The following is a 23,725-nucleotide window of genomic DNA, read 5'->3' as shown; positions in this document are numbered from 1 at the left end:
TTTACATGCCATCGCAAAAGCGTATTTTTAAGCCGCTGCCGCTGACCGCGCCAGGATAAATAATTGTTAATATGAAGGAAATTACCCATGAATATTTCACTTTTTTGTAACTCAGGGATGTCTACCAGCATGATGGCATCCAAACTCAAGGCCGCGTATAAGGCCGCAGGCATCGACCATCAGGTTGAAGCTTACGATTATTCCAGCCTGCCTGATGTCGCAGAAGAGACCCAGATTATTATTCTCGGGCCACAAATTGCCTGGGCGCTGGAAGATGTCCAGCGAGACTATCCTGATAAAATCGTTTTTACGCTCGGCATACAGGAGTTTGGCAGCATGAACGGCGAGCTGTTAAAAAACAGAATTGATGGACTATTAAAAAATTAATTATTGCATTACGACAGGGATGAGGCAGCACAAATGAGCATTCTCTCTATACCCGTTATTCAGCAAATTCTGACAAGAAGCATCAGTAAAGTTGCTGGCAATCGTTTACTGCTGGCGCTACGCGATACCTTTATTATGAGCGGCGTGCCATTAATGATTGCCGGTATCGCCATTATGATAAGCTCCGTTTTTCTTGACCCTGCGGGGATCGTATTCGGCGATGCCGGGCTGGGAATTGGCGTGCTGTTTCATGACAATAGCGAGGCATGGCTGGCGTCAGGCATGGCAGCGAAGATGGTCATGCTACAGCATTACTGCAATTATTTTATTAACGGTACGATGGCAATAAACGCCATTCTTATTATTGTCGGCTTTACCTTTTTCGGCACCCGCCGTTTTTTCCCGAAAAACAAAGAGCCGATTGTTTGCGTTTTTTATGCTATTGCCGCTTTTTTCATTTGTCTGCCGTGGCAATTTACCACCAATGATGTAAATCAGCAGGTGGTGACGCTCAGTGGCATCGTTAACACCCGGTTTATTGGCCAGGAAGGAATTTTTACCGGCCTGCTGGTTTCCGGTCTGACCATCTGGATTTTTAACCGCCTGATCGAAAAGAATTTCACCATCAAAATGCCGGACAGCGTTCCGCCAGCGGTGGCGCGCAGTTTTGAATCGCTGATCCCCGGCTGCTTTACCCTGCTGTTTTTTGTGGTGCTGGCAGCGGTTTTACATGCTTACTTTGACTCCTCCGTGCCAGAAATTCTGCTGACGATATTGCAGAAACCGACGCTGGCAGTCGCCTCCACGCCTTTCTTTGCGATTGTCGCAATGGTGACCGGGCCGCTATTGCAGTGGTTCGGCATTCACGCCACCTCCGTATGGGGACCGATATTTGGCCTGACGTGGGCCATCAACGATAACGAAAACATTATGGGCGTAGGGCAGCATCTCTACTCCACCCTGTTTTTCAATTTTTCAACGGTTTCCTCCGGCGGAATGACGCTGGCACCGATTATTGCGGTGTATCTTTTCTCGCGCCGCATGGAAAACCGTAATACGGCAAAAATCGCCCTCGCCCCGGCCATTTTTAATATCAGCGAGCCGATTAACTTTGGCCTGCCGATTATTTTAAACCCGGTGATGTTTATTCCTTACGTACTCAGCTGGGTGTTGCCGTTCTTTGGCGCGGTGCTACTGACCAATATGGGGCTGCTGCCAATTATCACGCATAACGTTCCGTGGACAGTACCGCCGATTATTTCCGGGATCCTTTTCTCCGGGCAGGTTTCCGGGGGCTTATATCAGCTACTGGTGATTGTCGTCATGACCGCTATTTATATGCCTTTCGTCAAAATAGCGAACTCGATTAACGAAAAAGCCACTGAAGCGTAAGGTGAAACACGATGAAAGAACATATTATCAATAAAGCGATTAACGGCTGGGATTATCAAAACAGCGACCGTATTTTTTATCATGAAGGCTATCATTACGATTATGTTACTGACGCCACGGACATTAATCTGAAAGACGACGGCGTTGAGATTATCCTCACCCTGACCAGTGGCAAAAGCGCCTGTTTAACGCTGGCGGCACTGACGGATCACAACCTCAGTTTTGAATTTGGCCCGTTGCCGCTCAGCCATGAAATGCCCGCGTTTTATCTGCCGGTTACCGCCCAGCCCCGTCATGCGTTATCCATCAGCGAGGAGTCGGATCAGGTACAGTTAGAGTATGGCGAACTGCGCGTCACGTTGGCCCGTTCCCCTTTCTCTTTGCAGATCCAGCGTGGGAGAACCCAATTTACCCTGTCAGGCAAAAAGGTTTCCCGCCAGCCCGTGACGCCGGGACTGGGTATTCGCATTGATGCCCAGGGCCATAGCGAAACGTATATGTCCTGGGAAAGCAAAAACGGGCAGCATTTTTATGGGCTGGGCGAGAAATTCAGCAAAGTCGAAAAATCTCAGGCCCGCATCACCAGCTATGTGATGGACGCCTGCGCCACCAATTCCACCGATCTCAGCTATAAAGCGCACCCGATACTGCTGTGCGATGCCGGATATGGGGTGATGATGGCGACCGCGCGGCGTACCCACTGGGACGTGGGGCATTTTTGCTTTGAGTCCGTCAGCGTGCTGAGCGAAAGCGCCCTGCTGCGCGGTTATCTGTTCTTCGGCGATTCGCTAAAAGCGCTGGTGCAGATACAGGCCGAAATGCAGGGTAAGCCGGACTTCCCGGCCCCGTGGACGCTTGGCGTCTGGTACAGCCGCTGCGCGTATCAGACCGCAGAGGAAGTGCTCGGCATCAAACATCAGTTAGAAACGCACCGGTTGCCGTTCGACGTTCTGCATCTGGATGTGAACTGGGGCAAGCACTACTGGTATAAGGATTTCTGGGTCGATTGCTGCGATTTTGAGTGGGGAGATGGACACTTCCCGCAACCGGAAGCCTTTTTGTCCGCGCTGGAGCACGATAACGTCGCCTGCTCGGTCTGGATCAACCCTTACCTGCCGCCCGGCACCGCTATTTATCAGGACGCGCTGGATAAAAACTATCTGGTTAAAACGCTGGATGGCGGCATTGCCCACGTGTACCGGCGCAACGTCAGTGAAATCGGCATTCCCGATCTCAGCAATCCGCTGGCGTATAGCTGGTGGAAGGAGCATCTGAAAACGTTGCTGCGTCGCGGCCTGAAGGCGCTGAAGCCGGACTATGCCGACCGCATCCCGGAAAACGCGCTGTTTCATAACGGCTACAGTGGCAGAGATATGCACAACGCGTATATCTGGCTGTATGCCAAAGTCTGCTACGAAGCTACGCAGGAAGTTCACGGCACCGCGCTGGTGTGGAAAAGACCGGGATTCCTCGGCTGCGGACGCTTCGCCGGAACCTGGTCGGGCGATGTGGAATCGACGTTTGAAGGGCTGAAGCACACCCTGCGCGGCGGGCTGAGCGTCGGTTTCAGCGGCGAATGCTACTGGAGCAGCGACATCGCCGGATTTAAAGGGCAAAACGTCGACCCGGAACTTTACATTCGCTGGTCGCAGGTGGGCATGCTGTGCTCTCTGGCGCGCTATCACGGTGTCAGCCCGCGTGAGCCCTGGCATTTTGGGCAACAGGCGGTTGATATCGTCCGGCGTTACAGCCAGTTGCGCTATCGCTGGTTACCGCTGCTGCTGGCGCTGGGCAGCGAAGCCCAGGACACCGGTCTGCCGCTGATGCGCCATCTGGCGCTGGAGTTTGCAGACGATCCTTTTGTTCACGCGATTGACGATCAATTCATGCTTGGCGAGAACGTCATGGTGATCCCGATCCTTGAGCCGGGTCAGCAGCAGCGCAGCGTTTATCTGCCCGCAGGCCGCTGGTATTCCCTGCATGAAAAACGCTGGTATGACGGTCAGTGCGTCCATAACCTGGATATTACACTGGAGGATATTCCGGTCTTTATTCGCGAGGGGGCGATTATTCCGACCTTCGCCGAGGATATTCGACATCTGAAAACATTTAATCACGTCCCGATTGTGCTTCAGGGATACGGCAATATTACCCAGGGAAGCGGCACACTGATTGATGAAAATCGCCAGCGCTATCACTGGACGCTCAATAATAACGACCTGAATTGCGACTATCCCGGCGTTGTTAAATTCGCAGCCCTTTTATAACACTCACAGGATCAACTATGAAATTAACATTTCCCGACCGTTTTATGTGGGGCAGCGCCGCCTCCGCCACCCAGACTGAAGGGGCCAGCCAGCAGTTTGGCAAAGGTAAAAATATCTGGGATCGCTGGTTTGAAATTGAGCCGGAAAGATTTCATCAGCGCGTCGGCCCGACGGATACTTCGCAGTTTTATATGAATATGAAAGAGGACGTTAAGTATTTAGCCGCCACCGGGCATAATTCTTTTCGCACCTCAATTAGCTGGTCGCGCCTGTACCCGGAGGGCACCGGCGATATTAATCCGCAGGCGGTGGATTTTTATAACGCCATGATCGATGAGCTGATCGACAACGGTATTACGCCAGTCATTAATCTGTTCCATTTTGATATGCCGCTGGCGATGCAGGATATCGGCGGTTTTGAGAATGAGCAGGTTGCCCATCACTTTGCCCGCTACGCAGCCAGTTGCTTCCGCCTGTTTGGTGACCGGGTGAAATACTGGTTCACCTTTAACGAGCCGATTGTGCACGTTGAAGGCGGATATTTATACGATTTCCATTACCCTAACCGGGTCGATCCTCAGGCCGCCGTGCGGGTGGCATTCAATACGCTTTACGCCAACGCGCTGGCGATTGAACACTATCGCGCGCAGGCGCAGGATGGGCAGATCGGCATCGTTCTCAATCTGACGCCCTCTTATCCACGCAGCCAGCATCCGGCAGATCTGCGCGCGGCGGAGATCGCCGATCTTTTTTGCAATCGTTCATTTCTCGATCCGGCGGTGAAAGGCGTGTTTCCGGCAGAACTGGTCGCACTGCTGAAAAAACACGATCTGCTTCCTTGCGGACTGGAACAGGCGTGTGAGGTTATCCGCCATAATACCGTCGATTTTCTGGGGGTGAATTATTACCATCCACGCCGGGTCTGCGCCCGCAGATCTCTGCCTGACCCGGAAGCGCCTTTCACCCCGGAATATTATTTTGACAACTACACCATGCCGGGTTGCCGAATTAATGAGGATAAGAACTGGGAAATTTATGAGAAAGGGCTTTACGATATTGCCATCTCTATTCGTGATGATTACGGCAATATTCCGTGGATGGTCTCTGAAAATGGTTTTGGCGTAAAAGACGAGCGCAACCGCATTATTAATGGTGAGCTTAATGACGACTACCGCATTCAATTCTACCGCGACCATTTGTTCTGGCTGCATAAAGGGATTGAAGAAGGAAGCCACTGCTTTGGTTATCATGTCTGGACGTTTATTGATAACTGGTCGTGGTCCAATGCCTACCGCAACCGCTATGGTCTGATTTCACTCGACCTGCAAACTGGCAGTAAGCTTATCAAGAAAAGCGGCTACTGGTTTAAAGCGTTGCACGACAATAACGGGTTCGATTACTCGCCCTCGGGCACGCAATCCGACTGAATAACTGCCCGGTAAGTGGTATAGTACAATCCATTTACGGATGAAGAATGTACTATGAGCGACAATTCACTGAAATATAAAATAATCTTCAATGACCTACGCGCTAAGATCATCACAGGTTATTATAAAATTAATCAGCAATTGCCGCTGGAAAAAGAGCTGGGCGATCGTTATTGCGCCAGTCGGATCACCGTTAAGAAAGCGATGGATTTGCTGGTTAACGATGGGCTGATCATCAAGCGCCGGGGGGTCGGGTCTTTTGTTAAGGGCGCGGCCTCCCTGGCTGTTAGCGCCCCGATGGGCAGTAAACCATTTGGCTTTACTGCCTCTCATCCGGATGAAACCGTTTCGTCAAAACTGATCGAGTTCAGCGTGGTGCATCCGCAACCGGACACCATTAAGAATCTGTATCTGGAAGAGACCGATTTTGTTTATCACTTCAGCCGCGTGCGCTATCTCGACAAACAACCCTGCTGTATTGAATATACCGAAATCCCCATCAATATTATTCCCGGCATTCGCATTGATAACCTGATGGATTCAGTCTATCGGCATATTGAGGTTGAAACGCATTTTCGTATTCAGAGCCAGCATCAAACGGTTCGCGCCTGTCGGGCGAATTCGCTGGAAGCGGAAAATCTGCATATCGCCATGATCGATCCCATAATGGAAATAGAGCAGGTGACTTATCTCGATAACGGTATGCCGTTTGAATACAGTATTATTCATTACCGGCATGACCGCTACGAATTCCACAACGTCAATATTGCGAGTTAAGCAGAGCGGCCGCGCGCTTTTTTCAGCACGTAGCCATACAGCCGCTTAATACCGTCGGAGTCGGTTTCACTGTATACCCCCTGTAATTCCGGTGAGAAGCCCGGCAGCAGGTTTAAGCCTTCTTCCAGCGCCAGGAAATAACGCAGCACCGCCCCGCCCCAGATTTCGCCCGGCACCACGCACAATACGCCGGGTGGATATGGCAGCGCACCTTCTGCCGCGATCCGGCCTTCGGCAGCGCTCAGACGCACCAGCTCCACATTTCCGCGAATAAATTCGCTGTTCGCCTCCTGCGCGCCCATCGCCACCTGCGGCAGGCTTTCCCGACGGAACATGGCCTTTTGCAGATCTTTCACGTCGAAACTGACGTATAAATTGTGCATTTCCTGGCACAGATCGCGCAGGGTGTAATCCCGGTAGCGCACCGGATATTTGTTGAAGATGGTCGGCAGCACGTCGGCCAGCGGAGTGTTGTCTTCAATATGGTGTTCGAACTGCGCCAGCATCGCCACCAGTTGCGCCAGCTTTTCCGCGCTTTCGGCAGGGGTCAGCAAGAACAGGATCGAGTTCAGATCGCATTTTTCCGGCACGATCCCATTCTCACGCAGGTAGTGCGCCAGAATAGTTGCCGGAACGCCAAAGTCGGTGTACTGCCCGGTTTGCGCATCAATGCCCGGCGTGGTGAGCAGCAGCTTACAGGGATCGACAAAATACTGATCGCGGGCATAGCCCTCAAAACCATGCCACGCCGCGCCCGGCTCAAAGCTGAAGAAACGGCGCTCGCTGGCAATCGCTTCAGTGGGATGATCCTGCCACGCCCGCCCGTCCACCTCCGGTGGCACAAAGGGTTTGATCATTTTACACTGCGCGATAATCGCCTTACGCGCTTCAATGCCCAGCGCCACGCATTCCGCCCACAGGCGACGTCCGCTCTCCCCTTCATGGATTTTAGCGTTGATATCCAGCGCGGCGAACAGCGGGTAAAACGGGCTGGTAGAAGCGTGCAGCATAAAGGCATTGTTCAGCCGCTTGTGTGGGCAGAAACGCGCCTGGCCGCGAATGTGGTTATCTTTTTTGTGGATTTGCGAGGTCTGCGAGAAGCCCGCCTGCTGTTTATGCACCGACTGGGTAACGAAAATCCCCGGATCGTTTTCATTAAGCTCCAGCAGCAGCGGCGAACTGTCAGCCATCATCGGGATGAATTGCTCGTAGCCCACCCACGCCGAGTCAAACAGGATGTAATCACACAGATGACCGATTTTATCCACCACCTGACGCGCGTTATAGATGGTGCCATCGTAGGTGCCAAGCTGGATCACCGCCAGACGGAACGGGCGCGGCTGGCTGGCTTTTTCCGGGGCCACTTCACGGATAAGCTCGCGCAGATAGCCATCGTCAAAACAGTGTTCATCAATGCCGCCAATAAATCCAAACGGATTACGCGCCGCTTCCAGATAAACCGGCGTGGCTCCGGCCTGGATCAGCGCCCCGTGATGGTTAGATTTATGATTATTGCGGTCGAACAGCACCAGATCGCCGCGCGTCAGTAGCGCATTCGTCACCACTTTATTCGCCGCCGACGTGCCGTTGAGTACAAAGTACGTTTTGTCGGCATGGAAGACTTTGGCGGCAAATTTCTGTGCGTGTTTGGCCGAGCCTTCGTGGATCAGCAGATCGCCCAGCTTCACATCGGCGTTGCACATATCCGCCCGAAAAACGTTCTCGCCGAAAAAGTCGAAGAACTGACGCCCCGCCGGGTGCTTTTTAAAAAACGCGCCGTGCTGGTGGCCGGGACAGGCAAAGGTGCTGTTATTCATCGCCACATACTGACTGAGCGTATCAAAAAACGGCGGCAGCAAATTCTCTTCATAACGGCAGGCGGCAGCTTCCACTTCCAGCCATTCCTGCGCGGTTCCCTTGATGATGGCAGTCACGCCGTCGGGCAGCGCGATTTCTGTTTCGCTGAACAGGAATACCGGCAGGTGAAAGCCGGTCCGTTTGAGCAACGCGAGGAGACCGCTGCGGCTGTCCGCAACGGTAATGACGACTGCCGCCACATCGGTAAAGTCGGTGCTGTCCAGCGCCACAACCGTGCGCGAAGTGGACAGCGTGGAGACCAGCGCGCTGCTGGCGGCAATATTCATCGATTTCATAAGCAGATATACCCCTTTCGGGACAGTAAAAATCCCGGACAAGGCTGCGGCCTTGCCCAACGAAGGGTCTGGATCAGAGTAATTAACAGCTCCGACCGCCAGACATCAGTAAAAGCAGATCGCGTCTGATTTTACTGTTATCCTGCAGCGAGCGTGCGTAGGCCTCACCGCACGGTGAGAAGCGTGGCGCGGGGCGGCCTTCGCGACAGGGCGCGATGGGTCAGGCGATATGGTGACAGGGTTGTCATCTCCGGTAGCCCCTAAACAGATGAAGAAAATTCGCGCAATCATGGCACCTTTCCCCGGCAGGTGCAACACCTCGCCCTGCCGTTTAATGCAGGTTAGCAGAATAACGCTTTTAACCTTTTTGCGAAGCGATTACCCTTGAGATAACCGAATTCACTCTTCGCACATGTTGGAGACACCAGTAAAGCTTCCGGCAGGCTATGCAATTCTTGCGCATAGTTAAGCGACAAACATTTATGGAGAAACAGTTTGCTGATCGGACCTTTTATTAACGCCAGCGCCGTGCTGGTGGGTGGCGTGCTGGGCGCGCTTCTTAGCCATCGCCTGCCTGAACGCGTTCGCCTCTCGATGCCTTCCGTATTTGGACTTTGCTCGCTGGGTATCGGGATTTTGCTGGTCATCAAATGCGTGAACCTGCCGGTGATGGTACTGGCAACGTTACTCGGTACGCTCATCGGCGAGCTTTGCTTCGTGGAAAAAGGGATCAGCAACGGCATTTCCGGCCTGCGCAAACTGACGCAGAAGAAGAATGCAACGGCGGCCAGCAGCAGCGCCCACGAGTCTTTTATTAACAGCCTGGTGGTGCTCATTATTCTCTTCTGCGCCAGCGGCACCGGGGTTTTTGGCGCGATGCACGAGGGCATGACCGGCGATGCCAGTATTCTGATTGCTAAATCTTTCCTCGATTTTTTCACCGCCTTGATTTTTGCCACCTCGCTCGGCATCGCGGTGTCGGCGATTTCGCTGCCGATGCTGGCAATCCAGCTAACGCTCGCCAGCTGCGCCATGCTGATCCTTCCGCTCACCACCCCCGCCATGATGGGCGATTTCTCCGCCGTCGGCGGCATTTTACTGCTGGCAACCGGCCTGCGCATCTGCGGCATCAAGCTGTTCGCGGTCGCCAATATGCTGCCCGCGCTGCTTATCGCCATGCCGCTCTCCGCCCTGTGGACCGCCTTATTCACCTGAAAATGGCTGCATTCTCGCCAACATGCTGGCATAATGCGCAGTCCGTAGCGGATTTGATAATTTTCATTGACGCCGCCAGGGGATTACGGTTTAATGCGCCCCGTTGCCCGGATAGCTCAGTCGGTAGAGCAGGGGATTGAAAATCCCCGTGTCCTTGGTTCGATTCCGAGTCCGGGCACCACTCATTTAGAAAAACCAGCCTACGGGCTGGTTTTTTGCTTTGTAGCGCCGCAATCCTGTCGCCGGTCGTAATGATTTGCTGTAGAAATACTGCTCAGTAAGAAGTCCGAAGGAAACGCCATCCATAAAAATATGTTCTTATATAACAATCAATAAAGGGTTATCTCCAGGATTGTTATTCCTTTTAAAATCTTACTGGCAAGCACCAGATAACCGCTAAGCTTCTGCAAACAACCTTCTCTTTGCTCATTCTGGCACAGCTGGCAGGTGTATACCTGCATCCCGGCAGTCAGGCGTTCATCCGCAGAGGCATCCGACATCGCCTGCGGATCCTGCCAGATGTCCAGCGCGCTCAGTTCAGAGACCGGATTCAGGTTGATTTTTTCAAACAGAGACGCGTAAACCCCGCCTGCTGAAGGGCGTTCCGTTACCACGCTTTCGCCACCGGCAGTCTTTTTATGTTGTACAGACATGAGCATTCCTTGGTTAATCCGTTATTTCTTTTGTTAATCCGTTATTGCCTGGCGGGGGTTACGGCTGTTCAGGTGTCAGGGATGAGAGTTCGGCTCTGAGTTCTGCGCTTAACGCCGGGTCGAGCAGAATTTTTTCCAGCTCTTTTCGGAAAGCCTGGTTATCCAGCGGGTTGGCTTTTAAATCACGCAGTAAATTACGCATGGAAAGCATGGCCTTCAGCCGGGGTATTTGCCGGGAGACCTGTTCCGGGGTGAAATCCTTCATGCTGCGGAATGTCAGACTGATGGTGTCTTCACTGCCGTCACCGGCAAGCGTATTTTTAACGGTAAGATTTACTTTTGGGGAATATTCGGAAAGCACCGAATCGAAATTATTTTTGTGCAGATTAACTTTTTTACGCTCTGATAATGGAGCAGACTCCTGACCATTACTGAAATCGCCCGCAACAAGTAATTTCAGGGGGAGTTCGGTTTTCTTGCTCGCGCCTCCCGTATGCAGGTCAAGTTTTAGATTAATACGTGCCTTAGGCACATCATTCTGGAAACTGTCAGCCATCTCAATCCCTCGGTTTATCGCTGTGCAAACTTTCACGCTTCAGTTCGTCACGCGTAACAATGGAACCATGATCGATAAAATATCAAATTTACCGATATTTAATCCTTAATAAGGAACATTTTAAGAATTTACTGCTAACCATTAAGAAAAAAGTACACTGGCAGACCAGAAAATTGAACTACTGGCACTACAACAAACACGCATTTATATCGAAATAGTTAAAGGACACAGTCAGTTGTTAATAAAACGATCATGTATTGATTTAAATCAATACACGAGAATTAAAAATACCCATCTATTATGAAGTTATGGCTTTAGGGTGAAAGGTAATACGAGAAGGTGCTCGGGCTTTCTGGAAGTCATGCCCACGCTTAAGATGAGAAATACGGTAATTGTAGTGGTCAAATAATATGAGTAATGGGGGTTGCGAATGCGTCAACGGGCTTCATTACCTCACAGAGGCCAGATGCTACTGTATTCATTAGCATCTGGCTTAATGCGACACGCCGCACACTTCCGCGATTCGCTGCTGCATATCCACTGGAGAAGTTAAACAGCGCCGTCCTAAGCTGCGTCCAGGTTATACCGGTTTTATGTCATGCACTGACCACATGAGAATCGCCCGCCGTTAAACAATCCAGCTCAGCAGTAAGGTCGCGGCGATAACCGTTGATGCGCCGCCAATACGCGTTGCGATTTGCGCGAATGGCATCAGCGCCATGCGGTTTGCGGCGGATAAAATTGCCACGTCGCCGGTGCCGCCAAGTCCGCTATGGCAACTGGTGACAATTGCCGCCTCGACAGGGTACATATTCAGCCGCGAGGCAACGAAATACCCGCTTAACGCCATAGAGATGACAATCGCACCGCACACCACCACGTAGCCAATGGAAAAGACCGAGACCACGCTCTCCAGCGGTACATAGAGCATACCGAGGCCGATCATCAGCGGCCAGACCAGCGCTGCGGAGACAAATTTGTAGCAGCTGTGCGCACCCTGCTCCATTGAAGCCGGAATGATCCGGGCGTATTTGCACAGCACTGCGATAAGGATCATCAGCACCGGCCCAGGAATGTGGACGATCTTTTCGAACAGGCCGCCGACGATAAAGAAGGCGCAAATCAGCAGCAGTCCGCCGCCCATTAAGTGGAAATCCGTCTGCTGCGCGTCCTGCGCGCCGGTAAACATCCGGTTCTCTTCATTGCTGCGGATCAGCATCCCGTTGCCGGAAAGCGCCGGGCGACGGCTGCCGAGACGCGCGAGAACGCCCGCGCAGATAATCGCGAAGATGTTGCCGACCACCGCTGCCGGGGCCAGTTGCGCTACGTAGACATCCGGCGTCTGGCCGAGGATCGCCGAATATGCCAGCGACAGCGGCAGTATGCCCTCGCCAATCCCTCCCCCGATAATCGGCACGATGATAAAGAAAAAGGTGTGATACAGGCTGTAGCCAAACAGCGTCCCCACCGCCAGCCCGACAATCGTCGCCATGACCGTGCCGACGACCAGCGGCACGAACATACGCAGCATCCCCTGGATGAGAATGACGCGGTTCATGCCCAGAATGCTTCCCACGACCAGGCAGGCAATGACAAAGTAAAGCAGGTTCGCCTCTTTCATCAGCAGGTGCACGGTGTCGAGGGTGTGTTTCTGGAACACGCCGAAGTAGACCAGTATCGACGGCAGCATCAGGCACAGGATTGCCGGACCGCCGATATCTTTAAGTAGCGGAATGCGGCGGCCGATTTTGGCGAAGGCAAACCCGAGGGTCATGATCACCGCCAGTCCGCCAATCATGTTTTTCGGCAGCACCCCCGCCCAGGCGGATAGCGCCACAATCATCGCAATACCGATAAACAACATTAGCGGGACGGCACCCACTTCGGTAGTGCTCAGCAGACGCGAGGCGGGGCCTGCGAGGGCAAAGCGCGACGTGGGCGTCGGTGGAGTCGGATGCAGAGGATTATTTTTCATTGTGTTCACCTGATTTGCTCGTAGGTAAAAAGGAACAGGAATACGCAACGCTTATTCCTGATGTTCTCATTTTTGACATAATTAAAAGCGTTCAGACAGTTTCTGGTTTGCCGGAAAATTAGCACGGCAGATTCTACTCAAAAAGAGGATGCACAATAACGGACGATGAAAATGTGAACGATCCGCAAATTCATCGTTAAATAACTTAATACAGTGTTTTGTAAGTAAAGTTATTTTCTGACGATGAGAATGTATTAATAATTTTTTAGTACCACTGCCAACTTAACTGCGATAAATTACTGAATCAGCACGGTGGTCAGTTTTTCACGCAAGCCATTACCCTACAAAAATCATTGTTAAACAAACAATTAACCTGAACTAAAGGGTTTAATTTTCGCTATTTCGCCAGCATTTGAAATTAAATTAACCCTTTTGAAATTATTTAAACCGAACGGAGTGTGATCCTTATCACCCCTGATGAATTTTCCGTTCGTTAAATTAGCGACTGAATCAAACCTAAAAATAATACCCTACAGGATATGTCATGCCTTCATTACTTTTACAATCGTTGTTTCCGCTTGTCTTTGTTATGTTATTAGGATGGATAAGCGGGAAATTAGGCTATACACGCCGTGAAGATGCCAGCGTTCTGGCGACGGTGGTGATCCGCTTTGCGCTGCCCTTTCATCTTTTTATCGGCGCACTGAATACCGATCCAAATAAAATGAAGAATTTTTCTTTTATGGCCGTGCTGGTGATTGGCCTGATGGGATCGTATTTACTCACTCTTTGCCTTTCACGCTACGTGTTTCGCCACGACATCAAAACCAGTGCCATTCAGTCGCTGGTCTGTGCTTTCCCGGATATGGCCTATTTTGGCGCACCGGTCCTCTCGGTGCTTATCGGCCCGGAGGGTTTTCTCGGCGTGCTGATTGGCAACCTGATCACCAGCGTAGTCATGATCCCATTGACCATTGTTCTGATTCGGATGGGCGATAAGGACGGTTCCCTCAGTGCGCTGAATCCGGGGAAAATGGTGGTGCAGAATCTGATTAAAGCGGCGCGCAATCCCATCGTGTGGATCCCGGTTTCCGGCGTCTTGCTGAGCCTCGCAGGTGTGCAAATTCCGCACCTGCTCAGTATGCCGATTGAAATGGTCGGTAAAGTGGCAGGCGGGCTGTCGCTGTTTGCCCTCGGCCTGCTTTTTTACGGCGAACGTCCGCAGTTTACTATTCAGACCTGCACCAATATCGGCATTAAAAATCTTATTCAGCCCGCCATTATGGCTGCGGCAGGCGTGGCATTCGGCCTCAGCCATACCCTGTTGCAGCAGGTGGTGATTATTGGCGCGACCCCTTCCGCGATTGCCGCCGGAATGTTTGCCCTGCGCAGCGATACCTATATTGAATCGGCCTCATCGACGATTTTAATCGGCACCGCCATTGGGGTCGTCACGGAAGGAATAATGATCTATCTGATTTCGTAAACGTCGGGCCGTTATGGTCACGCACTCTCTCTTTATTCAGGAGCAACGCATGTCACGCAATGAAATTTTGTACACCCCCTATAACGGCGCGGTTCTGCTGGAAACCCCGTTATTAAATAAGGGACTGGCTTTCAGTGAACAGGAACGCGATAACTTTAATCTGCACGGTTTATTACCAGAAAATATCGAGACCATTGAAGAGCAAACCGAACGCGCCTGGGGGCAATTCTGTCATTTTAATCGCGATATCTCCCGCCATGTGTATCTGCGTAATATTCAGGATACTAACGAGACGTTATTTTATAATCTGTTGCGCGCGCATATGAAGGAGACCCTGCCGATTATTTATACCCCAACGGTCGGCGAAGCCTGCGAGCATTTTTCCACTCTCTACCGTCGCGCGCGCGGCCTGTTTATTTCCTGGCCCAACCGTCACCGCATTGATGAAATGCTGCAAAGTTTTTCGCGCAACGATATTCGCGTCATCGTGGTCACTGACGGTGAGCGAATTCTCGGACTTGGCGATCAGGGCATCGGCGGGATGGGTATTCCTATCGGCAAACTGTCGCTTTATACCGCCTGCGGCGGCATTCCTCCCGCCAGCACGCTGCCCATCATGCTGGATGTCGGCACAAATAATACCCAGCACCTGGAAGATCCGCTCTATATGGGCTGGCGTCATCCGCGCATCAGCGATGATGAATACACCGAATTTATGGATATGTTTATTGAGGCAGTAAAAAACCGCTGGCCGGACGTGCTGCTGCAATTCGAAGATTTCGCCCAGAAGAATGCCACCAAACTGCTGCACCGCTACCGGGATCAGCTTTGCTGCTTTAATGACGATATCCAGGGCACCGCTGCCGTCACGTCCGGCACGCTGATCGCCGCGGCTCACGCCGCCGGGACTCGCCTGCGCGATCAGCGGGTGGTGTTTTTAGGCAGTGGATCTGCGGGCTGCGGCATCGCAGAGAAAATCATCACCCTGATGGTCGCCGACGGCCTGACCGAAGCCGAAGCCCGGCGCAATATTTTCATGGTGGATCGCTTTGGCCTGCTCACCGACGACATGCCAAACCTGCTCGACTTCCAGCAGAATCTGGTCACCGCCCGCGACGATCTCAGCCACTGGCAGGTGGAATCGACCAACATCTCGTTGCTGGAAGTGGTGCAAAACGCCCATCCGACGGTGCTGATCGGCGTATCGGGTCAGCCGGGTCTGTTTAGCGAGGAAATCGTGAAAGCCATGCACGCGCACTGCCCGCGCCCAATCATTATGCCGCTCTCTAACCCGACCTCACGCGCGGAGGCACAGCCTGTGGATCTGATCGAATGGACGCAAGGCGCGGCGCTGGTGGCCACCGGAAGTCCATTCGCACCCGTGTTCTGGCAGAACACGCAGTATGACATCGCCCAGTGCAACAACGCCTATGTCTTCCCCGGTCTCGGTTTAGGCGTGCTGGCCAGCAAGGCCCGGCGGGTCACAGAAGGGATGCTGATGACGGCCAGCCGCACGCTGGCGGCGCATTCGCCGCTGGTGAGGACTGAAAAAGGCGGTCTGCTGCCGCCAGTCGATGATATTGAAGCGGTTTCCCGCAGTATCGCGCTGGCGGTAGCGCGCACAGCGGTTGAAGAAGGCATCGCCCCTGCACAGAGCGACGCCGCGCTTGAGGAGCGGATCGCGCGCATGTACTGGAAAGCAGAATATGCGTCATACCGACGCTCGTCGCTGTAAGCGCGATCTACCCGCCGCGAGCGCCGCGCGTTCAGGTTCAGTCGCCGATGACGCTCGCCGGGCTTTGCGCCTGCTGCAAGGCAAAGCGCAGGCTATCGCCGTTATCCTTCAGCAACCCTCGCGCCTCGCGGGGGTCCAGCCCGGTCAGGATCGTCAGGATTGCCGTCGGGCAGTGGCGATGGCTGGCCTGAAGTGCGGCTTTCGCCTCGCTGCGCGAGCAGTCGCTGGCGGCCATCACCACGGCGATCTGGCGCTCACACCAGCGATCCGAATGATAAGGCACATCGACGCGCATGTTGCGCCACGTCCGTCCGGCGCGGATCGCCAGACCGTTGGCGATCATCGTCAGGATCTGCTGCTGAGCCAGCTGCGCTTTAGGATCGCTGAAGCCTGCCACGATTTCCGGGCCGGTTTCCGGGGCGATGACCATGTCCGCCAGTTGCGCGGCCTCGCTGGTGCCGTTGCGGGTCACGATCGCGATGCGCGCTCCCTGCGATCCTGCGTGACGCAATCCGCCCCACACCCAGGGGGTTTTGCCGCTGACGGAGAGGGCGAGCAGCATGTCGTTGCTGTCAAAGGCAATCGCCTGCAAGTCTCTGATCCCCTGCTCATAGTCGCCTGCCACCTCGTTGCGCTGATGCAGCATCGCTTTCTCACCGCCCGCAATAATGGCGCGCAGACCGTGGTCGCCATCCGGCGCGTAGTCGCTGACCGTCTGCATGGCGGCGCGTCCCGATGCGCCCGCGCCGATCAGCACCAGTCTGCCGCCCCGGCGAATAATGTCGGTGGCATTGTCGACGACGCGGGCGATGGTCGGCAGCCAGGCGCTTACCGCCCCGGCAATTTGTTTATCTGCATTGTTGATGTTGGTCATCATGTCCAGGGTGGACAGGTGATCGACATATTCCGTTTCGGCGGTACGCCAACCCGCGTGCTCACTGCTCATACTTATCTCCTTATCAATGAGTCCGCTTGTACTATAAGGTTATTTATATTGATTACCTGCGAATGGCGTCACGCTTCCCGGCGCAATTTGCCTGGCGGAGAAGGCTTTATGATCTCGCGCCAGTCGGTGATAATGTTTTATGGTTGTATTATCCGGGCTGGTTATGAACGCTTTCCCCTTCTTTTCTTTCCCTGCACGTAAGCGCCCTATGAAACTGAGTACCACGGTCACTCTGATGGTGTGCTGCGTTACCGGATCTATGCTGGCGCTGGTTTTTGCACTGTGGTTCTGGCAGGCCAGCAACGTCGCCCGCGATAATTTGCAGGCAAGGGCACTGGCAGTAGCCCGCACGTTCGCCAATGCGCCGGAGGTCAAACGTGGTCTGACACAAACGTCGGCCCACGGCCCTGTCCAGTCTCAGGCTTCGGCGGTGACGGCGAGCAACGATCTCTTATTTACGGTGGTGACGGATATGCACGGTATTCGCTATTCGCACCCTAATCCCGATCTTATTGGTCAGCGGTTTATCGGCGACGATCTGCTCATCGCGCTGCGCGGCAAAGAAAATATGGCCATCAACCACGGCGTGCTGGGTCTGGCGATGCGCGTTTTCACCCCGGTGTATGACGCGCAGCACAAGCAGATTGGCGTAGTGGTGGTGGGCATCTCCTTAAGCAAAGTGGATGCGCAAATTAACCGCAGCCGCTGGAGCGTATTATGGACGCTGTTGTTCACCGTGGCGGTGGCGACGCTCGGTATCTGGCGGCTGGTACATGCCCTCAAGCGGGTGCTGCTGGGACTGGAGCCCTATGAAATTTCTGCGCTGTATAAACAGCGTCAGGCCATGCTTGAGTCGTTAAAAGAGGGCGTGATCGCCACCGACGCCGAAGGGCGCGTCACCCTGCTCAACAACGCGGCAAAACGCATGTTGTTTAGCGATAAAAACAATCCGCACCACGCGGCAGATAACCTGTTGCTGATGACGCTCTTGCAGGAGGTGGTCAGAACCGGCGTGGCGATCCCCGATCGGGAACTGAGCTGCAACGGGCTTTTGCTGCTGAGTAATACGGTCCCGGTCCGCAGCCAGGGGTCGGTGATCGGTGCCATCAGCACGTTCCGTGACAAAACCGAGGTTAGCGAGCTGCTCCAGCGCCTTGACGGCATGGTTAACTATGTCGATGCCCTGCGCACCACTTCGCATGAGTTTATGAATAAGCTGCATGTGATCCTCGGCCTGCTGAGCATGAAACGCTATGACAAGCTGGAGGAATACGTGCTGCAAACCGCCCATGGCTACCAGCGGGATATCGGCGCGATCCAGCACCGCATCAAATCGCCGGTGGTCGCGGGGTTTTTGTTGGGTAAAATCAACAGTGCCAAAGAGCGCGGTTTCAGTCTGACGCTGGCGGAGGAGAGTCAGGTACCCGACAATCCCGACGAAAAGCAGGTGATGGTACTGGTCACCGTGCTGGGCAACCTGATTGAAAATGCCCTGGACGCCATGCGCGGTCAGGACGAAGGTGAAGTGAGCCTGCTGCTGCATTATATGAACGGCTGGCTGGTTGCCGAAGTGAGCGACGACGGCCCCGGCATCGCCGCGCATCATCTGCCGTTGATTTTTAATAAGGGATTTTCCACTAAAGGCGATGACCGTGGCGTGGGTCTGTTTCTTGCCAGCCAGCAGCTTCATGAGTTAGGCGGGACCATCACCGTCGAGTCCGAACCGGGCGTGTTTACCCAATTTTATGTCCATCTTCCCTGGAATAGTGAAAGGAACAGCGCGTGATAAATGTCCTGATTGTTGACGATGATGCTATGGTTGCCGAACTTAACCGCCTGTACGTGGCGAAGATCGCCGGTTTCCGCTGCTGCGCTACCGCTTCCACGCTTCGCCAGGCCGAAGCGCTGATCAACGATCCGCAGCAGGAGATCGACCTGGTGCTGCTGGATGTCTACATGCAGCAGGACAGCGGTCTGGATTTGCTGCCGACCATCCGCGCCTCCGGGCGGGCAATTGATATCATTATGATTACTTCTGCGGCCGACGCCGCCACGCTGCAAACCTCGCTGCGCTATGGCGTCGTCGATTATCTGATTAAGCCGTTTCAGTTTCCGCGCTTTGAAGAGGCGTTGCTGACGTGGCGTAAACAGCGCAAGCAGATTGACACCCAGCAGTGGTTTGAGCAGTCTGACGTCGATCGCCTCCTGCACAGCGGCGCGCCGGACACGGTAGACACCAGTCGCCTGCCGAAAGGGCTGACCGCCCAGACGCTGCGCACGATTTGCCAGTGGATCGACGCCCATCCCGAAGCGGAATTTTCAACCGATGAGTTGGGTAACGCGGTCAATATCTCCCGTGTCTCCTGCCGCAAGTACCTGATCTGGCTGGCGCAGATTAATATTCTCTACACCACCATTCACTATGGCGCGACCGGACGACCGGTGTATCGCTACCGCCTGGTGGCGGAACAGTACGGGCTGCTTAAGCAGTACACCCACTGATCCGGTAGCTGTCGTCAAGCAGCGTAAAGCGGAACTGACGCTGTGAGGAGAGGATCACCTCACGGTTTTTGGTGATAAAAATCGCTTCAATGTCTTCGCGCTGGCGCAGCACGGCGCAGCCCTTCTCCACGCCGAATCCGTAGATCAGCGTGGTCCAGACGTCACCGTCCAGCGAGTCGTCAGAAACGATGGTCACGCTCTCAATGTCGTTGTCCAGCGGGTAGCCGGTGCGCGGATCGAGGATGTGATGCCAGCGTTTCCCGTCCTGCTCAAACCAGCGTTCGTAGATACCGGAAGTCACTACCGATTTGTTGGCGACGTCGACCACGCCAACCAGCCCATCGGCGGCAGCGAAGGGCTTTTTCACCCCTACCGACCACGCACCCTGCGGCGAGCCGAGGGCCAGCACGTTGCCGCCAAGATTAATCAGCGCCTGCTCCACCCCCTGCTGGCGCAGAAAATCCCGCACCCGATCGGCGATGTAGCCTTTGGCGATGGCCCCCAGATCGATCTCCATTCCGGCACGGGCCAGAAAAACGCTGCGCTCGTGGTCATTAAGGATCACTTCTGCCGGGCGGGTCAGCGGCAGGCGTTCGGCAATTTCCTCCCGGGCCGGCACCCGGCTTCCCTGAAAGCCGATGCGCCACAGTTTGACCAGCGGGCCGATCGCCAGATTAAACGCGCTGTCGTTGACCATGCTGGCGGCTTTCGCACAGCGGATCAGATCGTAAACCGCGCCGCTGACTTTTACCGGATGCAGACCGGCGGCGTGATTGACCGCCATCACCTGGGAAACCGCGCGGTTGACGGTCAGCGCATCTTCATAGCGCTGGATCAGGCGGAAAACGCGGGCGGCCAGATCGCGATCGTCGGTAAACAGCGAGAGGACGATGGGCGAGCCCATCAGGACGGTGGACCAGCTATGCAGGCGAGGTTCAGACACAGGAGCCTCCTTTATTGAGCGGCGGGCGATGAAATGCCCGGCGGCGTCCTGCCGCCGGTATCGGGAGATTAACCTGCCATGCGCGCCGGTGCCTGTGCCAGACGGCTGGCGCGTTCGGCGGCGTGGTGTCCGGCGAGAATACCAAAGATAATAATATCCGCCACCGCGTTGCCGCCGATGCGGTTGCCGCCGTGAATACCGCCCACGACTTCCCCGGCAGCCCATGCGCCAGTCAGCGGCTGGTTGGCCCGATCGAGAACTTCGGTTTTCACGTTGATGGTGACGCCGCCCATTGTATGGTGAACACCGGGGGCAATCTGAATCGCATAAAACGGCCCGGCGTTGACCGGCGAACGCAGCGCGGTGGTACGGCCAAAGTCCTCATCACACTGCTGTTCGACAAAGCCGTTGTAGCGCTCAAGCGTGGCCTGGAATACGTCGCCGTCGAAGCCTGTTTTTTCCGCCAGCGCGCGCGGCGAGCTGGCGCTGATCACCAGACCACGGGCGATGTATTCGTCAGCGGCTTTGTTTTTCGCCCGCACCTGCTCATCAAAGACGATCCACGCGCATTTCTCTTCCAGGGCGATAATGGCAGCGGAAACTTTGTCACGGGTCTCCATTTCGTTGAAGAAGCGTGCCCCCTGCTGATTGACGAGGATTGCCCCGCCGCCGCGAATGGATTCCGAAATAAGATACGAGGTGCTCTGCTCCACCGTCGGGTGGATCTGGATTTCGCCCATATCTACCGTGCCCGCGCCAATGCGCTCCAGCAACGCGATGCCGCCGCCCGTTGCGCCTTTGTGGTTGGTCGTGACAAAGCCTTCCAGGTCGGGACGGTATTTGACGACCATCTCGCTGTTGGCGCTGAAGCCACCAGTCGCCACAATCACGTTTGTCGTCTCAACGGTCAGGGATTCCTGCTCGTCGGTCAGCAGCCGCACGCCGCACACTTCGCCGTCCTCGCGCAGGATTTCTTCCACGCTGGTTTCCAGCATCACGTCGATGCCACGACGGGTGACATTGCGCACCAGCCCGCTGATCAGATAGCCGCCTACGGCCGATCCATCCCGTGGGCGGTGAGTACGATCGATGCTCATCCCGCCGGTGGTAGTGATGTCGTTAAGCATAATTCCCCGATCCGCCAGCCATTCGATGGCGAGCGGCGCATTCATCACAAACCGGCGCAGTAGCTGCGGATTGTTTTTATTGTGTCCGCCCTTCAGACTCTCCTGATAAAACAGTTCTTTGCTGTCCTGAATACCTCTGGCGCGCTGGAAGCGCGTTTCCGCCGCGTTCATCCCGGCAGAGGCTTTCAGCGTGTTGCCACCGATGGTCGGCATTTTCTCGACGATCAGCACACTGGCACCGTCGTCATGAGCCTGAATGGCTGCTGCCAGTCCGGCACCGCCGCTGCCCACCACCACCACGTCGTAGGATTTTGCCGCGTCGGTGTCCTCGCCCTCTTCTTCGCGTCGGGCCTTGCTGGATTTCGCCATCGCTTTGGCGACCGCTTTTTTCACCGCTTCGCTCTGGCTGGTGGCCCCGGAGATAGCGTCCACGTGGGGAGTGTTGGCGTTAAGAATGCGCGTGCGGATCTCGCTGAAGCTGCTGGTGAACTCGACGTCATCCAGCGGGCCGGATGACAGTTCGATGTCGGTGAGGCGGTCTGTTTCCAGACTGACACTGACAACCAGTTCATGAGCGTCATCCTGCACCGTCTCAACAAACACGCCGGGTTTGAACTTCGCTGCCGTCATGCTCATGTCGCGGATCATCGCTTCGACCAGCGAAAAGCGCCACAGCGGTTCGGGGATCTTCAGGGCTTCCCGCTGGGTGCTGTCGATAAGCAGTTCGAGCGTCTCACCACGGGCAATGCGCGCCGTCCAGTCAGGATACGCGATGCAGGCGCGTCCGACGGCCATCAAATCGTAGCCGTTAGCAAGGCCGCACTCCGCATCCGCCATATTCACCACGCCGCCCACGCCCATAATCGGGATTTGCGCCAGCACGGGAGAACGTAACTCAACATATTTCTTAATCAGCGGCGTCGGATCGCCGGTATTGATAATCGAGGGGCGCAGACTGGTCCCGATGGAAAAATGCAGGTAGTCCAGCCCACGCGCCGCCAGCTTCTCCAGCAGGAAAAGGGTGTCGTCGAAACGGATGCCCGGCACTTCCAGCTCTTCCGGGGAGAAGCGGTAGCCGATGATGAAGGCGTCGTCCGCGTATTCGCGCGCCATCTGATGGGTAATGTCCAGTACCGCCAGCGGGAAGCGGGCGCGGTTATCACGGCTTCCGCCCCATTCGTCGTCGCGCTGGTTGGAGTTAGGAGAGAAAAATTGCTGGATCAGGTAGGTATTGGCCCCGTGGATCTCCACACCGTCAAAGCCCGCCTGAATAGCACGGCGCACGCCGTCGCCGAATTTATTGACCATCTCCGCCACCTCTTCGCAGCTGAGCATGGCTGGCATGGCTGCCCCCTCGCGCGGCGCGGCCAGCGCTGACGGTGCCACCGGCGTTCTGCCGCCGATCAGCAGCGGATCGACCATCCGGCCGCCGTGGTAAATCTGTAAAATCGCTTTAGAACCTTCCGCTTTAATGGCCTCGGCGATTTTCGCCAGCCCGGCGATCTTTTCATCGCTATCAATGCCAATCGCCCCAGGAAACGCCGGGCCAAGCGGATCGATAAAGCAGCACTCGACGATAATGGCGCCGACGCTCCCGGCTCGGGCGCGGTAATATTCCACCAGCTCCTGGCTCACCGTGCCATCAAAATAACCTGAACAGGTCGTCATCGGAGCCATCAGCAGGCGATTTTTGAGCGCAGCGCCGTTGGGTAAGGTATAAGGGCTTAAGATTTGTTCATAGCTGGTCATAATAACTCTCCAGTTCCTGAAAATTTAAAAATAAAAAATGGGATGGCAGATTTTTCTCGTTATGGTTTTCATCCTTAATGCCAGATCATTAATATACTACTAACTTTAATTACAAAAGTTCTTACGTTAGTTAAATAACTATTTAATTACTGCGGTAACAGCATTACCTCTTATTGGTTATCAAATTTAAATATAATTTTTACATGTTGTTAATTAACTGCAACATTGCAGTTACCTTAAAGGTGTCTTCCGCCATGTAACAACCATAATTTAAACAACATTATCAATGGGATACAATAAATTCGTGAAAATATCGCTTTATTAACGTCAGCTGTCAAGCTTTGACCGGTTAGTGGCCGGAAAAATAATTATCAACGTAGCAGGTGAATAACGAAAATAATAATTCTATACTCTCTCTAAGTTTTATTGATCTCT

The 23,725-nt window shown here is 54.3% G+C and carries 16 protein-coding genes, 1 tRNA gene and 1 pseudogene; 11 read left to right on the top strand and 7 right to left on the bottom strand.

Translation table 11 applies throughout. The annotated features are described in order from the left end of the window. Positions 1-87: 87 nt before the first annotated feature. From RT197_RS06125 to RT197_RS06105, 5 genes are read left to right on the top strand one after another with little or no spacing between them, the layout of a single operon-like run. A complete protein-coding gene (locus RT197_RS06125) occupies positions 88-387 on the top strand; it encodes a hypothetical protein (protein WP_312948363.1) in 300 nt (99 codons plus the stop codon). 33 nt (positions 388-420) lie between these two features. Then, the gene (locus RT197_RS06120; RefSeq protein WP_312948361.1) at positions 421-1,779 is read left to right on the top strand and encodes a PTS transporter subunit EIIC; all 1,359 of its coding nucleotides are present in this window, start codon (positions 421-423) and stop codon (positions 1,777-1,779) included. A gap of 11 nt (positions 1,780-1,790) precedes the next feature. Further along, entirely contained in the window at positions 1,791-4,046 is a 2,256-nt protein-coding gene (locus tag RT197_RS06115) for an alpha-xylosidase (RefSeq protein WP_312948359.1), read from the top strand. Between the two features lie 17 nt (positions 4,047-4,063). Beyond that, a complete protein-coding gene (locus RT197_RS06110) occupies positions 4,064-5,473 on the top strand; it encodes a glycoside hydrolase family 1 protein (protein ID WP_312948357.1) in 1,410 nt (469 codons plus the stop codon). A gap of 54 nt (positions 5,474-5,527) precedes the next feature. Next, complete coding sequence (locus RT197_RS06105; protein WP_312948355.1) at positions 5,528-6,250, top strand: GntR family transcriptional regulator; 723 nt, start codon at positions 5,528-5,530, stop codon at positions 6,248-6,250. Here RT197_RS06105 and RT197_RS06100 read toward each other — a convergent pair. Continuing rightward, on the bottom strand, positions 6,247-8,403 hold the full coding sequence (locus RT197_RS06100) for an ornithine decarboxylase (RefSeq protein ID WP_312948353.1): 2,157 nt from the start codon (positions 8,401-8,403) through the stop codon (positions 6,247-6,249). The genes RT197_RS06105 and RT197_RS06100 overlap by 4 nt on opposite strands. Before the next feature lie 495 nt (positions 8,404-8,898). Between RT197_RS06100 and RT197_RS06095 the strand changes: the two genes are divergently transcribed. Together RT197_RS06095 and RT197_RS06090 are read left to right on the top strand one after the other, a co-directional pair. Then, positions 8,899-9,618 (top strand): DUF554 domain-containing protein, encoded by a 720-nt coding sequence (locus RT197_RS06095; RefSeq protein ID WP_312948351.1) that lies wholly within the window; start codon positions 8,899-8,901, stop codon positions 9,616-9,618. A 105-nt stretch (positions 9,619-9,723) separates the two neighbouring features. Then, positions 9,724-9,799: transfer RNA gene (locus tag RT197_RS06090), tRNA-Phe, on the top strand. Positions 9,800-10,067: 268 nt separating this feature from the next. On the opposite strand, the pseudogene RT197_RS06085 reads toward RT197_RS06090, so the two are convergent. The 3 genes and pseudogenes from RT197_RS06085 to RT197_RS06075 all read right to left on the bottom strand — a co-directional run. Beyond that, positions 10,068-10,277: pseudogene (locus tag RT197_RS06085) on the bottom strand (type VI secretion system contractile sheath large subunit); the annotation flags it as partial. Positions 10,278-10,329: 52 nt separating this feature from the next. After that, positions 10,330-10,827 (bottom strand): type VI secretion system contractile sheath small subunit, encoded by a 498-nt coding sequence (tssB, locus tag RT197_RS06080; RefSeq protein WP_312948349.1) that lies wholly within the window; start codon positions 10,825-10,827, stop codon positions 10,330-10,332. A 628-nt stretch (positions 10,828-11,455) separates the two neighbouring features. Then, entirely contained in the window at positions 11,456-12,802 is a 1,347-nt protein-coding gene (locus RT197_RS06075) for a 2-hydroxycarboxylate transporter family protein (protein ID WP_312948347.1), read from the bottom strand. Between the two features lie 544 nt (positions 12,803-13,346). Between RT197_RS06075 and RT197_RS06070 the strand changes: the two genes are divergently transcribed. Continuing rightward, entirely contained in the window at positions 13,347-14,288 is a 942-nt protein-coding gene (locus tag RT197_RS06070; protein WP_312948345.1) for an AEC family transporter, read from the top strand. Between the two features lie 49 nt (positions 14,289-14,337). Then, positions 14,338-16,023 carry an NAD-dependent malic enzyme gene (locus RT197_RS06065; protein WP_312948343.1) on the top strand — a complete coding sequence of 562 codons (1,686 nt, stop codon included), beginning with the start codon at positions 14,338-14,340 and terminating at the stop codon, positions 16,021-16,023. Between the two features lie 37 nt (positions 16,024-16,060). On the opposite strand, the gene RT197_RS06060 is transcribed toward RT197_RS06065, so the two are convergent. After that, positions 16,061-16,969 (bottom strand): N-acetylmuramic acid 6-phosphate etherase, encoded by a 909-nt coding sequence (locus RT197_RS06060; protein ID WP_312948341.1) that lies wholly within the window; start codon positions 16,967-16,969, stop codon positions 16,061-16,063. 163 nt (positions 16,970-17,132) lie between these two features. Here RT197_RS06060 and RT197_RS06055 point away from each other — a divergent pair, with 163 nt between their 5' ends. Together RT197_RS06055 and dcuR are read left to right on the top strand one after the other, a co-directional pair. Further along, complete coding sequence (locus RT197_RS06055; RefSeq protein WP_312948339.1) at positions 17,133-18,755, top strand: sensor histidine kinase; 1,623 nt, start codon at positions 17,133-17,135, stop codon at positions 18,753-18,755. Then, a complete protein-coding gene (dcuR, locus tag RT197_RS06050; RefSeq protein WP_312948337.1) occupies positions 18,752-19,471 on the top strand; it encodes a two-component system response regulator DcuR in 720 nt (239 codons plus the stop codon). Before RT197_RS06055 ends, dcuR begins: the two co-directional genes overlap by 4 nt. Here dcuR and RT197_RS06045 read toward each other — a convergent pair. Further along, positions 19,452-20,375 (bottom strand): FAD:protein FMN transferase, encoded by a 924-nt coding sequence (locus RT197_RS06045; RefSeq protein WP_409529679.1) that lies wholly within the window; start codon positions 20,373-20,375, stop codon positions 19,452-19,454. The two genes, dcuR and RT197_RS06045, sit on opposite strands and share 20 nt — an antisense overlap. Positions 20,376-20,482: 107 nt before the next feature. Beyond that, positions 20,483-23,290, bottom strand: coding sequence for a flavocytochrome c (locus RT197_RS06040; RefSeq protein WP_312948333.1), 2,808 nt, complete (start codon positions 23,288-23,290; stop codon positions 20,483-20,485). Positions 23,291-23,725 lie beyond the last annotated feature (435 nt).

Origin of the sequence: Superficieibacter sp., from assembly GCF_032071645.1 — a bacterium.
In the GTDB taxonomy this organism is placed as follows: Bacteria; Pseudomonadota; Gammaproteobacteria; order Enterobacterales; family Enterobacteriaceae; genus Superficieibacter.
The sequence above is the reverse complement of the archived record's forward strand: the minus strand, read 5'-3'. Positions and strand labels throughout refer to the sequence as shown.